This is a genomic window from Vibrio sp. QJM3NY_39 (assembly GCF_057785895.1).
On sequence record NZ_CM173506.1, the window covers coordinates 155,595 to 169,266 of the forward strand.

The window sequence follows — 13,672 nt, forward strand, 5'->3', positions numbered from 1 at the left end:
CGTGCTTACGGAGAAGTTGTTACCTGCATTTAACAAGTAGGCAAACACTAATATACGAATGACAAAAAAGTTGCATTAAAATATATAAAATAAAAAAAATCACAATATAAAAATCAAAAAAAACCTTATAAACAATATCATACAAATAAAATCACAAGCGTAACTTGGTATTTATTGAGATAAATCTATCAGTATTTTTGATTTTCTAGTCATCAAATAACCATTAAAAATCAAAATTAAAATTTACTCGTCAGACCATCACATGACAAAACCTTAACCTTGAAACATTTTGTAACACTAGGGATCTAATTGAAATATTTAATCGTGTGAAACAATTCCCACTTTAGAGAAGATAAAAATACCTTAGCGAAAATTCATTAAAGCCAAACACAAAAAAAGGGCAGCCAATCAGCGACTGGTTGCCCTAACAACTCATCATTGGGCTCTTATTTGAAGCAAACCTCAGCCCAACGAGCTAAACCTGAAGTTACTGAACCGAAGTAATTACCACTCACGATAGGTACGTTCGGCACTGCTTGTTGTACGGCTTCACGAAGTATAGGTGAACGAGCTGAACCACCCGTCATGTAAATTACGTCTGGCTTTTTCTGGCCTTGTTGCATAGCTTCTTTAACCAACTCAATCATCTTAGACTTTGGCGATTCAATAGCTTCAACCATCTGCTCAACGGAAATGTCCACTTCGACCAATTCAGAAGCAACATTAATCGCGGCTCGATATTGAGACGATTCTGCTAATGCAATCTTGGCTTCTTCCGCTCTGCGTACAATGCTATAGCCTAGAGTGTCATGATAAACCCTCATCAAACGCTCTAGCTTTTGAGGGTCTGACGCTTCTTTACGAAGTAACTTCAAGGCCGCTAGGTTTTCGCGAGAATAGAAGTTCTTTTGAGCTTCGACATTATTGATCGCAATTGGATTCCAGAATTGAGTCAGCGGCATATCGATACCCGAAATGCCTTTGCTGCCCATACCGAAAGGTGACATCAGTTGCTTGAAGGCAAGGTAGATATCAAGGTCATTACCCCCTACCCTTTGCCCGCTGTGAGCTAACAAGCTCTGGGTTCGGTCCGCTTTACCCGACCAAGTTGGCCCCATTTCTAGCAATGAACAATCGGTGGTACCACCGCCAATATCCACAACCAATACCGTTTGGTTTTCAGTCAGGGTACTTTCGTAATCAAGGCCTGCGGCTACTGGTTCAAATTGAAAAGCGATGTCAAGGAAGCCTGCACGCTTAGCTGCGCGTGAGAGTATGTCTTCAGCTTGTCGGTTTGCTTCTTCACCACCTCGACCGTGGAAGTTAATTGGTCGACCGATAACAGCTTGTTTGATCTGCTCTTGAGTCGTGAGTTCTGCTTGGTGTTTAATATTTGCCATCATGGCGCACACTAAATCTTCGAAGAAACTCACCTGAACATCATGCAACCCGCTTGCGCCAAGAAAAGACTTAGGGGATTTTACGTAATAAACATCGCGAGGGTCTTCTAAGTAAAGGTCCAACGCCGCCTGACCAAACGCCATATCTTCTGGCACCAAATCAATACTCTCTTCTCGATTCAAAGCAATAGCACGTCGTAACACTTGCTCACCAACCGCATCACTCGGTTTGATATTCAAATGGCGAAATAGATGCTCAGAAACACTTTCACGAGTAGGCGCAAACACGGTTGAGGGAATATAGTGGTTGTTACCTTCTAGCGGTAACAGGCTTGGTTTTCCATCAACCATAGCCGCGACAGAACAGTTCGCTGTTCCATAATCAAATCCAATAAACATAATATCCCCCACTCAACAAAAGGGGCGAGATGCTACATGAAAAGCCTAAAAATTACGAGGTCATTTCTAAATTTAACTGAGTAATTTCTTAGCCTAACGGCTCTTAATAGGCAAACAAATATGCTACATTTCAGCCCAAATGAATCACAGGTTAGATAAATGAAAACACCTTGCCGAGCGGCTTGTAAAAATAATGGCGGAATGTGCAGTGGCTGCTTTCGAACAATGGATGAAATTATAGTCTGGAAAGGCTTATCTGAAGAAAAGCAAACGTCGGTTATGGATAATCTTACTGGTGTTAGTTCGACTCACCAATGTCCGCAGTGTAATGAGCCAGCTCAATGCGATATCAGTGCGGGTAAAGAGACGTGTTGGTGTTTTGAACTAGAAAAGCGTGATACTAGCGATATTCCAAAGGCTGGAGTATGTCTGTGCCGTAAGTGCTTGTCTGAACTGCCTATTCAGTAGGTTACCTGTACAGTAGTTTAGAACCTATTCCGCAGGTTACGTACCGGTTCAACATAGACAAAAAAGCGAGAGGTTGTTTCTCGCTTCAAAATACTGAGCTTTATTTGGTTAGTGTCTACTTCGTTTTTGCAACCAGCGCAGGCTGAGAAAACTGTATACCGTTCCAACCATGAACCATGAAGTTACGAATATTTTGATGGTCGGTGTTCTCTGGAAAATCTAGCACGTCGTTACGATAAAATTGACCAAAACAAGCAAGTGTTTGCTCCGCAGATAAACCTTGCTCTAAACCAAAAGCAAAAATCTTACACGAACCATTATTCTGCCCTGCAGTATTCACCACTTCACCATTGCGAAATTCACTCTCCGCAAAAACATAGTGAGCTTCGATTACTTGCATTGTATCTTCAAATTGCACGCTTTCAGGGGTTTCAGCCAGAGTATTTAATAAGGTTTCCAGTTCCATTTACTATTTCTCCATCAAGTATATATCTGTCAGCAGTTTATCTTGTTTTACGACAAGAGTAAGCCGTTGTTTACTTGGGACAGCGATTCACTTTTTGAACAAACAATGCAAATTACCTCAATGAAACTAATGACATAGTTTTATCAGGACGTTATATTATTTTATCAGACGATTAACATTGTTCAGTAACGAATATGCATAAAGATAAAAACTTAGAACTGTTTAGATACCTCAAACCCGGTACAAAAACAGCAGGTGTATTAGAATTTGGCCCAGACGACTCGATCCAGATCACTACACTCTATATCGGACACAAAGAAGAACAATACCTTATCCTTGAGTTGTCACAAAAAGCGACAGAAGCACTGACGCTAAGAAAACTCATCAACGTGGATATTATTGTTCGTGCCATCACCGACACCGAACTTGGGCACATTGTCGCGTTTAAAACCAACGTACTGGCTCATATCACCTCGCCTGCACATCTTATTTTCCTTCGTCCGCCTTCAAGCTTTGCGACCAAGCCTATCCGTGAACACGAAAGATATAAGGTACGACTCAGCTGTGAAGTTACTTTCGATACTTTGTCATTAGATGCCACCCTGGTCGATTTTTCAGTCTCAGGCTGCGGCGTCTATATTACCCAGCAATCGGATATCGATGTCGGTTGGAAGATACAAGTAAACTCTGTCTTAAGTGAGTACTTAGATAGCGAACTGATCTACAACGTAGTGAGCAAAAAAAGACAAGGCCAAGGTTGGCTATTAGGCATTCAGTTCCCTGAACACCTAGATATGAGTGACGAGTTAAAAACGCTGCTGTTGGAGCAAGCATTTGTTGCCGGCTTTGTATAAATACATGTTCAAGTAAAGTTTATTCACAGCACTTGTTCTACCGCACTTTCAAAGGTTTAGATCAGTCGTTCGTTACATCCCAATGTGAGTTTTTAAAATGAACAAATGCTTGGTGTAGCGACTCTTCTTTAATGGGTTTTACAATCACGTAATTAGCCCCAGCAGCCATAAAGCTGTCTCTTGTCGACGCTTGAGCATCAGCGGTACACGCATAAATCGGGGCTGCAACGCCAATATCATCCCTAAGCTGCTGAGTAGTTTCAACGCCACCAAGATTGGGAAGTTGGTTATCCATCAAAATAAGATCATAGGTTGTCGCCTTAGCCATTTCTAGCGCTTCTAAACCGTCTTTTGCCCATGTCACCACCATGCCATATTTTTTGCAAAAAGCTTGCGCAATAAATGCATTGGTGTGATTGTCTTCCACCAACAATACGCTCAAAGATCGACTAAACAACGCCTCTGGTTCGATATCAGCGTGTTGCTTCATGTCCAATAGCGGCTTAGAGTGCACTTCCACTGGAATTTCTATAATGAACTCCGAACCTTGGTTTATCTCACTGCGGACTTGAATGTCCCCTTCTAGCATATCGACCAGATTTTTTACAATCGTTAGGCCCAACCCTGTCCCACCATATTCACGAGTCGTGGTTTCTTCTGCTTGAACAAAGGGTTCAAATACAGCGTCAATCTTGCTTTCATCAATACCAATACCGGTATCTTTCACTCGAACGATCAAACTCGCATGGTCTGAGTTAAAGATACTTTCGAGTTCAAAACTAACGGAAATACCGCCTTGGTGAGTGAACTTAAGAGCGTTACTCACCAAGTTAAACATGATTTGATTCAGGCGCACTTGGTCGGTGTTTATTTCAATGTCATCAGCCAAGTGATTCACAATAGTAAATGCGATCGATTTATCGCCACAAAGCGGACGATAGATACTGTATAATGTATTAACCAGTTCCCCCAAGCGGAAGTCTTTCTTTTGAATATTGAACTGCCCCTGCTCTATCTTTGAGAAGTCCAAGATATCGTTAAGTACCGCCAGCAAATGTTCCGCACTATTACAAAGTACATCCACCTGTTCACGGTTATCTTCACTGTGTATAGAGCGCTTTAGCAACTGAGAAACACCAAGAATACCGTTAAGCGGTGTACGAATCTCATGGCTCATCTTTGCGAGGAAATCTGCCCGCACATTCGCAAGGTGCTCAGCTTCTTCTCTTGCTCGATCGGCCTGCCTCTCGGCTTCAATGAGCTTAGTAATGTCTTGGCCTTGTACCACGACACCGGTAATGCCATGTTCCACACGAATAGCAGACATGTTCCAGCGAAACACCTTTTCACCAATGGGAACGTTAATGCCCGTCAGCTTTGAACCTTGAACCACCATATGAATATTCGGTAGCATGCGATGCTCAAACTCTTGAGCCACTGCTCCGTAGTTATCATCGGCGTCAAATAGCGCCATACGAGCAGCGGGGTTCATCTGAATTAAGTCACCTTTATCTGACCAAACCAAGATAGGTGAATGAGCAAAGTTAAAGAGATCTTGGAATTTTTGGTTCTGTTCAGATAAACGTTCAAAAGTGTCCTCAAGGGTGCAACCAATATGATGAAACTCGAAAATGTTGGAGCCATCGAACTTGTTGTACTCTTCGCCGTCACTTGCTGATCGAGTAAAGTCCATCAACTTATCGAGTTCAGCCGCCACCTTTCTTTGAATCCAAGTTCGTGCAAAGAAAGACATCAATATGATCACCACAATCACAACAATGATCGCACGCTCATAGTTCTCTTCTAACGCAATGAAGTTCGTGTTCTTTTGGACAGCTCGAATGATGAGAGGCGTTTCAACAGCATTGATCTTAATAGTTGCGATGGTGACGAAATGGCGAGGTAATTGCTCGTACATTTTGTAGTTGAGAATATCCGTTATTGTGTAACTTTCATCGCCACTGAATGTTGACGTAACCGGTGTACCGTGTGCTTCAATAACGATGTTCTCGCAATTGCTTCCCTGTTGAATCGATTCTGCAAGCGAGAAGTTATTATCGAGTACGATCGCGATATAGAGCTGGCCAAGAACCTCCCCTGTTTTGTTATCCACAATAGGAGTTCGGCGAGCCAACAAATGACGCTTACCAATATCGGTTATCACTTTAATGAAATGCCAGTTACTACTAAATGAAACCTCATCAGAGATATGTTTTAAGTTGGACTCGTCCAATCCATAAAACTGGCCATTACCATCGTCCCAAGCCAAACCATCATGAGTAGACACAAAACGCAAATCCGGTGCATGATCAGGTTCACTTTGGTCAACACCAAAAAAGAAGTAACTCAAAGCCTCTTTATTGCCAGTAGCAAAATACGCTCTTAGTGTTTCACTGTGTGAGCTACTGTCTTGATGAATTTGTAGCACCGACAAACGATAATCAAACATATTTTGGATGAGGCTTGAGGTTTGTTTAACCGTTCGATTCGTCTCTTGCTTTACGATGGTACTACTGGTCTCATAAGTATGAATAAGCACGCCAAGTGCCATCACACCTATCACTAAAATAATGATACGCGTAATGAGCCTAGCTAAAGTGTTTCTAGGTGTACTGGCGTAACTTTTCTTCATTATTGGCCTGAGTACCTAAATGCTCGCTGCTTAAGTTCTGAAATACGTTCTGGAGAATCTTCCTTGGTCACTACTTCAAATTCGCCAGAGTAAACGGTAGGAACTTTCAATCCGGCTAGATCCCACTTTATTGCCTCTGCCATAGCGATACCGGTATCATCATTCATGCGCATAACAGTGACATCTAGGTCGCCCCTTGCAATGGCTTCAAGTTCAGCGGATCCGCCTCCCCAGCCATTAACTAAGATATCTCGACCAGATTCACGAATGGCTTCTACTGCGCCCAAAGCGACATCGGTTGAACACGCATAGATAAAGTCTAGATCCTTATCGTTCGCTATGCTGATTTTAGCCGCTTGATAACCACTTTCCTTATCAGATCTTGTGTAGAACGAAGACTTAAGATCAAAATGAGTACCGGTATTCACTTCATGGATAAAGGTATCTCCACGCGCATCACTGATGTAACCTTGCGAATAGTATAAAACAGAATACTTACTTGCTGGTTGGCTAACTTCTTTAAAATAATTTGCCAGTTTCAAACTACCGGTCGCATGATCAAAACCCACATACATGAATGGCTGTCTATCGGCCCACGCTCGGACTGGGGTCGTAATATTTTGAAGAATCAGTTTGGTGTCAGTTGAATTCAACACGTGCTCAATAAACTTGCGATGACGCGTCGTATCTAACGTAAAAATCAGATAGTCCGTCTTGTTTTCAATCGCCTCTTGCAAAGAAATGCTCTGTTGAGAGACATCTGCATTTACACGTGTAAACACTTGGTTAATTTGATATCGAATTCTCAGCTTATCGAGACGTTTCTCAAAAGCTTGGATATTACGAACCCAATAATCAGAGATCTGTTGACCCGGATACACCACTGAGATCGTAATAGGCTCATTTTGAGCTCGTCTCAATGGCACAGGGTGATTTTGCACAGCTTCGACCATTTTATCGGTCAGTGCTTTTTGCTCTGGAAACTTGGAAAGAAAATCTTGGTATTCCCAGTAACCATTGAGGACATGAGTTCCGTGGGAGAGAGCGGACGCAGAAAATACGGCAAGTCCAAACAACATCAATAAACGTTTCATATTTTTCTCGTTCTATATGAGCTACTTTGGCTCATTTTTTAACCTAGCATGACACCATCTCTTTGTATGGCTAAAAGATATTATGTAGGACAACGGTGATAAATGATAGCGCCTCATAATAATTGGAACGACATTCTAAATGAGCGATATGTTAATTTGGAATGGAGATTAGTAACAACAAGCTAGATGATGAAATAAGGCTCTCAAGACGAAAGTGAATTAATACATACAATCAATAACTTAGAGTAATCCAGCGTAATATTTACATTATTAAGATTTAATCAATAACAAACATTTTGGCTATGAATTATGAGACTTCGATATATTGAATTCTGCCTTGTTGCCACTCAATAATCAGTTTAAGTGATACCAGTTTTTCTTTGCGAGATTTTGGTAGTTGCTTGATCGCGTATTCGGTTTTCAACGCCTCACTTTTTGACCCAACACCAAAACTCCAAACTAGCTTAAGCGGGCCTTTACCTTTTAAAGCTTTGGCGCCTTTACCGGTTTGATGTTGTTCAAATCGACGCTCTAAATTATTCGTCACGCCACAATAAAGGGCATTGTGACGATTGCGGATTAAGTACACGACCCAATCCGCATTTTTATCAGACTCAGACATCTAAAGCAGTGATTCAACCAGAGCCTTAAGCTCTGCCACTTCTTCACGTAGGCTTGCGACTTCTGATTCAAGCTCTTCAAACTTTTCGCTTGTCGCAGAGGGTGCAGCCGTACTTACCGATGCCGTCGCAAACGCTTCAACATCCACTTCACCACTCAATAAGTGCTGGTAGCGTGATTCACGTTTACCCGCTTCACGTGGTAGCTTCACGACTAAAGCACCCGCTTCTCTTACGGCTAATTTATCGAGTGTCGCTTCAACCTCTTTTACATCACCAAAATTAGCAAGACGACCAGTACGAGTGCGCAGTTCGCCAGGAGTTTGCGCCCCACGAAGCAGCATACAGCAGATGATTGCGCGCTCTTGCTCTGTAAATTGCAAATCACCAAATTCAGTATTACAGAAACGATGCTGATACTTATTAACACGGCTATTGAAGCTGCTCTCATCACTCACCATGCGGCGAGCTATCAAACCATCAACCGCATCTAAAACGTCCGACTCAGACAGAGAGAGAACGGGCTCACGGTTACTCTTTTGGTTACATGCAGTCGTTAAGCTGTTTAACGTTAACGGGTAATGATCCGGAGTAGTGACTTCTTTCTCGATCAAGCAACCGATAATTCTCACTTCAATTGGGGAAAGTACTGTGTTCATCGTTTTTCCTTTTTATTATTTTGATAATTCCATCTCAACATTTAACAATGCAGCCAGTAATGGCTAATGCTCAGACAAAATCGGTACTCGTTTCTTTCTGCCTTGTTCATCAATCATTATGATCTTAGAACGATTTAGCTCTATTTCCACGACTTCCAAATAAGTACGTTCTTGTACATACGCATCACGAAGCTTGTTTTGCTCTGCCGAAGGTTCAGTGACATCGTCGCCCAAATCTTCTGTTTCCAGTTGTTGTTGATTCATTTCACATTTCGTATCAATGCCGTGTCTATCTGGATACTAACTTGAACAGTTAGATAAAAACAATCGCACTTTAGCGAGAGTGCCGAATAATTATACAACCTTACTTTTGCTTTGATCTAAAGACTGTTACAACACTAACTGATGTGCTTTAATCAGAACCAGACAACGTATTTGACGATTAGGAAAAGGAATCTATGAGCAGCGTATTTGAAATTGTTAACCAAGCACGACGTAAGAACAAACTTAAGCGTGAACTTTTAGACAACGAAAAGAAAGTTCGCGACAACCGCAAGCGTGTCGACCTTCTTGATAACCTACTTGATTACATCAAGCCAGAGATGACTCACGACGAGATCTTAGGCATTATCAAAAACATGAAAGCTGACTACGAAGACCGCGTTGATGATCACATCATCAAGAGTGCAGAGATCTCTAAAGCTCGTCGCGACATCAGCCGCCGCATTCGTGAACTAACAGAAGAAGACAAGCAAACTCAAGGTAAGAAGTAATCTAACCTAGCGAATTTACTTGCAACAATGTTAGTAACCCACTCTTAGTAGTGGGTTTTTTTATGCCCAAATTCTAACGTCTATACTTAAGCGAAAGTAAAACTGAGCAACTGTAAAACTAACTAGGTGAACGTAAGCAACGGAGTGACCTATGTACGCAAGTATTCTGATTACCTTAGCGCTATCAACAACTCAACCCTATCCTGAAGAATTTGAAAGGCTTTATACTGAAGAAACTGAAATTACCTACGACGACCTCGTGGTGGATGTTCATGGCTACAAGGTTCCTACTCGTTCGGCATTTCGAGGCTGGATGCTGCTGAATCACGCAGAAGACAAAGTAAAAGAGATTGGGCAACAGCTTAAAGAAGCGGGCATTACGCAAAGCATGCCTCTGCATTTAGTCTTGTTGCAAGGCACGGATTGGGCAATGAGTAATACGACCCTGTTCACCCTTCCCAATAAGAAACATGTGCCAAACATGATCAATACCCTTAAGTACATACAACAATATATTGAGCCTGAAATTGGCGTTGTTATCCCTGTATCCGGAGAGCGAACCAATATCTACAATCAACAAGCTGGCGGCGCACTGCGAAGTAAACACTTGGAATTCTGCGCCTTAGACTTAGTTCCTGCGAATGATATTACTCGCGAAGATCTACACGTGAAACTTAAAAAGATTCATGCTGAATTTGGGCAAAAAAATAACGTTGGGCTGGGTTTGTATTCTGGTGTTCGATTCCACATCGATACTTGCGGATTTAGACAGTGGTAACCACTCAATGGAGTCATAATGACTTAATTATTATCAGATTCATTATGACTCAAATAATTAGCAGAACACTTTAACCAATTGATTTAATGATTAAAATAAAACTGGAACGCTAATTGCTATTGATAACAAGTATCATAATTATTAATAGCAATTAGGAATTCAATATGAAGACGATGACTCAACGCTTTCAAACGCTACTTTCTGTTTCAAACTTCAGTCTAGCAACCACCGCCTTGCTTATGCTACTCAGTATTATTGTTGCTTATCCGATGGCCGATCACTTCTCACTGCCAATTCAAATTGTCGCACACATCAGCACGATCTTAGTGGCTGCATTACTAAAGATTAGTTATGTCGGTCGCTGCCTTGCGCAATACAACCTTGGGTTAGAAGTTCGCTAAATCGTACAGTGCTAGCCTTGATAATGAGCCAGCTAGACAATATCAAGGCTACTGAAAAGGTCATACAGTTGGTGGGATTTATAAGGTTTCGGCAAGTAGGCATTCATGCCCGCTTCAAAGCAATCTTTGATGTCTTCTTCCAGCACACTAGCGGTTAAAGCAATGATGGGTAATGGCGCAGCTTGCTGATCAATCTCCCACTGTCGAATCGCACGAGTCGCAGTTATACCATCCATAACAGGCATCATGCAGTCCATTAAGATGGCATCAAACTGAGCGCCTTGAGTGATGACATCCACCGCTTCTTGGCCATTACTGGCAATCAAATATTCATAGCCCGCTTGCTCAAGGAAGAAGCTCGCTATCTTCTGATTCATTAGGTTGTCTTCAACAATCAGAATACGTCGGTTCAGAGAACGAACCTCTTCATCTTTTACTTCCACCGTCGGCGCTTGTTCTTCACCGATATCGAGCGATTGTAAGCTGTTTAAGAATCGTCGACCCAAGAATGGCAATGTATGAGTTGAGTGAACCGTTTCTGTGATTAGATTGGTTTTAAAGAGATGATGCTGACACACGATAACGCGAGCCAAAGGGTATAACGCCTTCAGCGTCGTAAGATCTTTATCCATGGAGTGATGCAGCGTATGACAATAAAGTATGAAGTCACTTTCTTTCAGGTTTTCATCAAGATCCGAAATGGATGACACGACATTAGGTCGAACATTTAAGCGTTCACACTCTTTGACCAGTTGATCGAGGTAATTGAAAGAATTCGAGATAATAGTCGCACGGTTTAGGTTGTCGAAGGTTTGAAGATGAGTTTCGACAGTGTCGACATACAAACAAAAAGTGAACGTTGAGCCCTCTCCTTTCACTGAACGCGCGGTAATGTAACCACCCATCAAATCAACAAGCTGTCGACAAATCGCAAGCCCTAACCCTGTCCCACCGAATTGGCGAGTAATGCTGCCATCTTCTTGAGTGAAAGGTTCAAATATGGACTCTAACTTCTCTGGCTCAATCCCAATCCCGGTATCAGACACACTGCATTCAAGCTTGCCTCTACCCAAAGACATAGGTGTGTATGCGATATCCGTCGTAATCGTGCCCTTTGACGTAAATTTGATAGCGTTAGACAGCAAATTGGTCAGCACCTGCCTTACACGGTACTCATCGAAAAACAGCTGCGGTGGCGTTTGGGAATCGATATTGATGTCGAGTTCGATATCCTTACTTATCGCTTTGGATAAAATCACACTTACTGAGTCGTAAACCGCCTCTCTCAGATCAGCATTGTGTGGCGATAGCATTAAGTTGCCCGACTCGATTTTGGACAGGTCAAGAATGTCATTAAGCAGAACCAGTAATGAGTGAGAAGACGATTCGATATCTCCTAACACTTCTTGTTGATTCGCGCTCAGTTGGCTTTGAGATAAAATTTCAGCCATCCCAATAATCCCGTTGAGTGGTGTACGTATCTCATGGGACATATTGGCTAAAAATGCGCTCTTCGCCTTATTAGCCGAAATTGCATCTTCTTTTGCTTCTACTAACTCTTTGTTATGTTGATAGTTACGCTCCATCACTCGATTCAAAGTTTCAGTGAACTCGGCAAGTTCATCGTTACCTTGAATATGAATGACCTTGGGCTTGCCGTAGCTATCCGCGCATTCAGACACCCCTTTCAAAATAATCGATAGGTTTCGATTTAAGCGAAGAGATGTCGCTACACCAAGCCACAACAACACACCTGAAACGACAAGAATAAGCAATGTCATAACCAAGGTTTGCCTTTTTTTCAGCGCTATATTTTTGGTCAGATCAAACTGTAATTGCTTCGTGTAAGCACCCACTGCCTTTGAAATCGCTAACTTCTTTCGTTCTAAACCTTCCACATGTTCATATATTTCAGGCGACGAGAAGTCACCTTTGAGGATTCGAGCTGTAAAACGGTTTTGAAATTCATCTTTAGAAAACGTACTTAATAGCTTTCTAATTTCAGGCGAACGGCTTCCTGATCGGAAAAACGTATCTAATAACTGCTGCTGCCTTTCTAAAGCACCAACATAACTCAATAAATATTGATCTATCAGCTCTGGAGAACGATACAAGCGGTAGCTCAACCACGCTTCTCGCTGAGTCCAGAACACGTAGTGAGTAAGATTGATAAACATCGCGTCAGCTTGACTGATCTTTTCGTCCACGATGATAATGCGATATTCAGATAGCTCCATTAACACACCTTTTAGCAAGTCAAAGGCATGCTCTGTCAGTTGCGTGTTGTTGTCCGTAATTTGTGATGCGTCGTTGTTCATACTGGAGGTTACGCGAGCGAGTTTCGCTAACACACTCTTAAGCTCAACCAACTGCGGTTCAACAGTCCAATTGCTATCGAACTGTCGAAGCTGTTTTTCGTACTGAGCCAGTCTAGCTAAATCAGCTTGCAGCTTTAAAAGCAGCAGCTCTTTCTCTGGAGAGTCATTAGACAGAACCAACCATCGATAAGCATCGCTTGAAACGGTATTAAAAGATTGAAGCGCTTCAACCTTAATACGAGTTGTTTCAAGGTGATTCATCTTCTTATCGTTCTTGAGCACTTCATTGACTGTAAAACCAAACATGATGAATACAGAAACCGTGGAAAGAAATATAAGACGCCATCTAATTGACATGTTTATCATTTTTATAACGACTCCCTTCCCGAAAGTAATTTTACCTAGCCCAAGTTAAGAATAGGACATTAACAGGACTTATTGATCAAATTGGATATGAACAAACGATACTCTGAGCCCAGAACGGTAAATTATGATCAACTTACCTCCATGTTTAGGCTTTAAAGGGGGGGCTTTAACTAAACAGATAGACTCAAAACAAATATGCTTTAAGCAGTTGTGCTGTAAACAAGTGTGCTTTAAACACGCGAGGTCTAAACACAAAATGTTTAAACAGGAGGAGTATAGATGAGAGAGCTGTATACAAACGAGGTATGAACAAGTGAAATTTAACGAAGCAAGCTTTATCCAGTTATTATCACTCGCATAATAAGCAAACGGCCACGCTTCTCGGCTCCACAAGGTTGGGAGTAATGACTCTATAAACCAACAAACACCGAAGTTAAGTGAAAT

General features: G+C 41.9%; 13 protein-coding genes. 5 read left to right on the top strand and 8 right to left on the bottom strand.

The annotated features are described in order from the left end of the window. Positions 1–446: 446 nt before the first annotated feature. Positions 447–1,799: a molecular chaperone gene (yegD, locus tag AC3CHU_RS16755; RefSeq protein WP_029405163.1), complete on the bottom strand. Its 1,353-nt coding sequence runs from the start codon at positions 1,797–1,799 to the stop codon at positions 447–449. A gap of 159 nt (positions 1,800–1,958) precedes the next feature. Here yegD and AC3CHU_RS16760 point away from each other — a divergent pair, with 159 nt between their 5' ends. Beyond that, positions 1,959–2,267 (top strand): DUF1289 domain-containing protein, encoded by a 309-nt coding sequence (locus AC3CHU_RS16760; protein WP_488525980.1) that lies wholly within the window; start codon positions 1,959–1,961, stop codon positions 2,265–2,267. 115 nt (positions 2,268–2,382) lie between these two features. On the opposite strand, the gene AC3CHU_RS16765 is transcribed toward AC3CHU_RS16760, so the two are convergent. Then, on the bottom strand, positions 2,383–2,733 hold the full coding sequence (locus AC3CHU_RS16765; protein WP_488525981.1) for a HopJ type III effector protein: 351 nt from the start codon (positions 2,731–2,733) through the stop codon (positions 2,383–2,385). Between the two features lie 194 nt (positions 2,734–2,927). Between AC3CHU_RS16765 and AC3CHU_RS16770 the strand changes: the two genes are divergently transcribed. Further along, positions 2,928–3,587 (top strand): PilZ domain-containing protein, encoded by a 660-nt coding sequence (locus tag AC3CHU_RS16770; RefSeq protein ID WP_054547115.1) that lies wholly within the window; start codon positions 2,928–2,930, stop codon positions 3,585–3,587. A gap of 61 nt (positions 3,588–3,648) precedes the next feature. Here the strand turns inward: AC3CHU_RS16770 and luxQ are convergent, their stop codons facing one another. The 5 genes from luxQ to AC3CHU_RS16795 all read right to left on the bottom strand — a co-directional run bounded on the left by luxQ (position 3,649) and on the right by AC3CHU_RS16795 (position 8,856). After that, the gene (gene luxQ, locus AC3CHU_RS16775; RefSeq protein ID WP_488525982.1) at positions 3,649–6,219 is read right to left on the bottom strand and encodes a quorum-sensing autoinducer 2 sensor kinase/phosphatase LuxQ; all 2,571 of its coding nucleotides are present in this window, start codon (positions 6,217–6,219) and stop codon (positions 3,649–3,651) included. Next, positions 6,219–7,313 (bottom strand): autoinducer 2-binding periplasmic protein LuxP, encoded by a 1,095-nt coding sequence (locus tag AC3CHU_RS16780; RefSeq protein WP_488525983.1) that lies wholly within the window; start codon positions 7,311–7,313, stop codon positions 6,219–6,221. Before AC3CHU_RS16780 ends, luxQ begins: the two co-directional genes overlap by 1 nt. A gap of 307 nt (positions 7,314–7,620) precedes the next feature. After that, positions 7,621–7,935 (bottom strand): GIY-YIG nuclease family protein, encoded by a 315-nt coding sequence (locus AC3CHU_RS16785; RefSeq protein ID WP_065205876.1) that lies wholly within the window; start codon positions 7,933–7,935, stop codon positions 7,621–7,623. After that, complete coding sequence (locus AC3CHU_RS16790; protein ID WP_488525984.1) at positions 7,936–8,592, bottom strand: YceH family protein; 657 nt, start codon at positions 8,590–8,592, stop codon at positions 7,936–7,938. 63 nt (positions 8,593–8,655) lie between these two features. After that, positions 8,656–8,856, bottom strand: a complete 201-nt coding sequence (locus AC3CHU_RS16795; RefSeq protein ID WP_004730052.1) for a hypothetical protein — start codon at positions 8,854–8,856, stop codon at positions 8,656–8,658. Between the two features lie 194 nt (positions 8,857–9,050). On the opposite strand from AC3CHU_RS16795, the gene AC3CHU_RS16800 reads away from it, so the two are divergent. The 3 genes from AC3CHU_RS16800 (at position 9,051) to AC3CHU_RS16810 (ending at position 10,544) form a co-directional block, all read left to right on the top strand. Beyond that, positions 9,051–9,365: a DUF496 family protein gene (locus tag AC3CHU_RS16800; RefSeq protein ID WP_004730049.1), complete on the top strand. Its 315-nt coding sequence runs from the start codon at positions 9,051–9,053 to the stop codon at positions 9,363–9,365. 151 nt (positions 9,366–9,516) lie between these two features. After that, on the top strand, positions 9,517–10,143 hold the full coding sequence (locus AC3CHU_RS16805) for a D-Ala-D-Ala carboxypeptidase family metallohydrolase (RefSeq protein WP_017079633.1): 627 nt from the start codon (positions 9,517–9,519) through the stop codon (positions 10,141–10,143). Positions 10,144–10,307: 164 nt separating this feature from the next. Beyond that, positions 10,308–10,544, top strand: coding sequence for a hypothetical protein (locus tag AC3CHU_RS16810; protein ID WP_004730045.1), 237 nt, complete (start codon positions 10,308–10,310; stop codon positions 10,542–10,544). 32 nt (positions 10,545–10,576) lie between these two features. On the opposite strand, the gene AC3CHU_RS16815 is transcribed toward AC3CHU_RS16810, so the two are convergent. Beyond that, positions 10,577–13,168, bottom strand: coding sequence for an ATP-binding protein (locus tag AC3CHU_RS16815; protein ID WP_488526341.1), 2,592 nt, complete (start codon positions 13,166–13,168; stop codon positions 10,577–10,579). Positions 13,169–13,672: the final 504 nt, after the last annotated feature.

What these genes read in the sequence shown, in the direction of transcription:
- yegD (WP_029405163.1), bottom strand. Translation starts at nt 1,799, where the DNA reads ATGTTTATTGGATTTGATTATGGAACAGCGAACTGTTCTGTCGCGGCT.
- AC3CHU_RS16760 (WP_488525980.1), top strand. Translation starts at nt 1,959, where the DNA reads ATGAAAACACCTTGCCGAGCGGCTTGTAAAAATAATGGCGGAATGTGC.
- AC3CHU_RS16765 (WP_488525981.1), bottom strand. Translation starts at nt 2,733, where the DNA reads ATGGAACTGGAAACCTTATTAAATACTCTGGCTGAAACCCCTGAAAGC.
- AC3CHU_RS16770 (WP_054547115.1), top strand. Translation starts at nt 2,928, where the DNA reads ATGCATAAAGATAAAAACTTAGAACTGTTTAGATACCTCAAACCCGGT.
- luxQ (WP_488525982.1), bottom strand. Translation starts at nt 6,219, where the DNA reads ATGAAGAAAAGTTACGCCAGTACACCTAGAAACACTTTAGCTAGGCTC.
- AC3CHU_RS16780 (WP_488525983.1), bottom strand. Translation starts at nt 7,313, where the DNA reads ATGAAACGTTTATTGATGTTGTTTGGACTTGCCGTATTTTCTGCGTCC.
- AC3CHU_RS16785 (WP_065205876.1), bottom strand. Translation starts at nt 7,935, where the DNA reads ATGTCTGAGTCTGATAAAAATGCGGATTGGGTCGTGTACTTAATCCGC.
- AC3CHU_RS16790 (WP_488525984.1), bottom strand. Translation starts at nt 8,592, where the DNA reads ATGAACACAGTACTTTCCCCAATTGAAGTGAGAATTATCGGTTGCTTG.
- AC3CHU_RS16795 (WP_004730052.1), bottom strand. Translation starts at nt 8,856, where the DNA reads ATGAATCAACAACAACTGGAAACAGAAGATTTGGGCGACGATGTCACT.
- AC3CHU_RS16800 (WP_004730049.1), top strand. Translation starts at nt 9,051, where the DNA reads ATGAGCAGCGTATTTGAAATTGTTAACCAAGCACGACGTAAGAACAAA.
- AC3CHU_RS16805 (WP_017079633.1), top strand. Translation starts at nt 9,517, where the DNA reads ATGTACGCAAGTATTCTGATTACCTTAGCGCTATCAACAACTCAACCC.
- AC3CHU_RS16810 (WP_004730045.1), top strand. Translation starts at nt 10,308, where the DNA reads ATGAAGACGATGACTCAACGCTTTCAAACGCTACTTTCTGTTTCAAAC.
- AC3CHU_RS16815 (WP_488526341.1), bottom strand. Translation starts at nt 13,168, where the DNA reads ATGTTTGGTTTTACAGTCAATGAAGTGCTCAAGAACGATAAGAAGATG.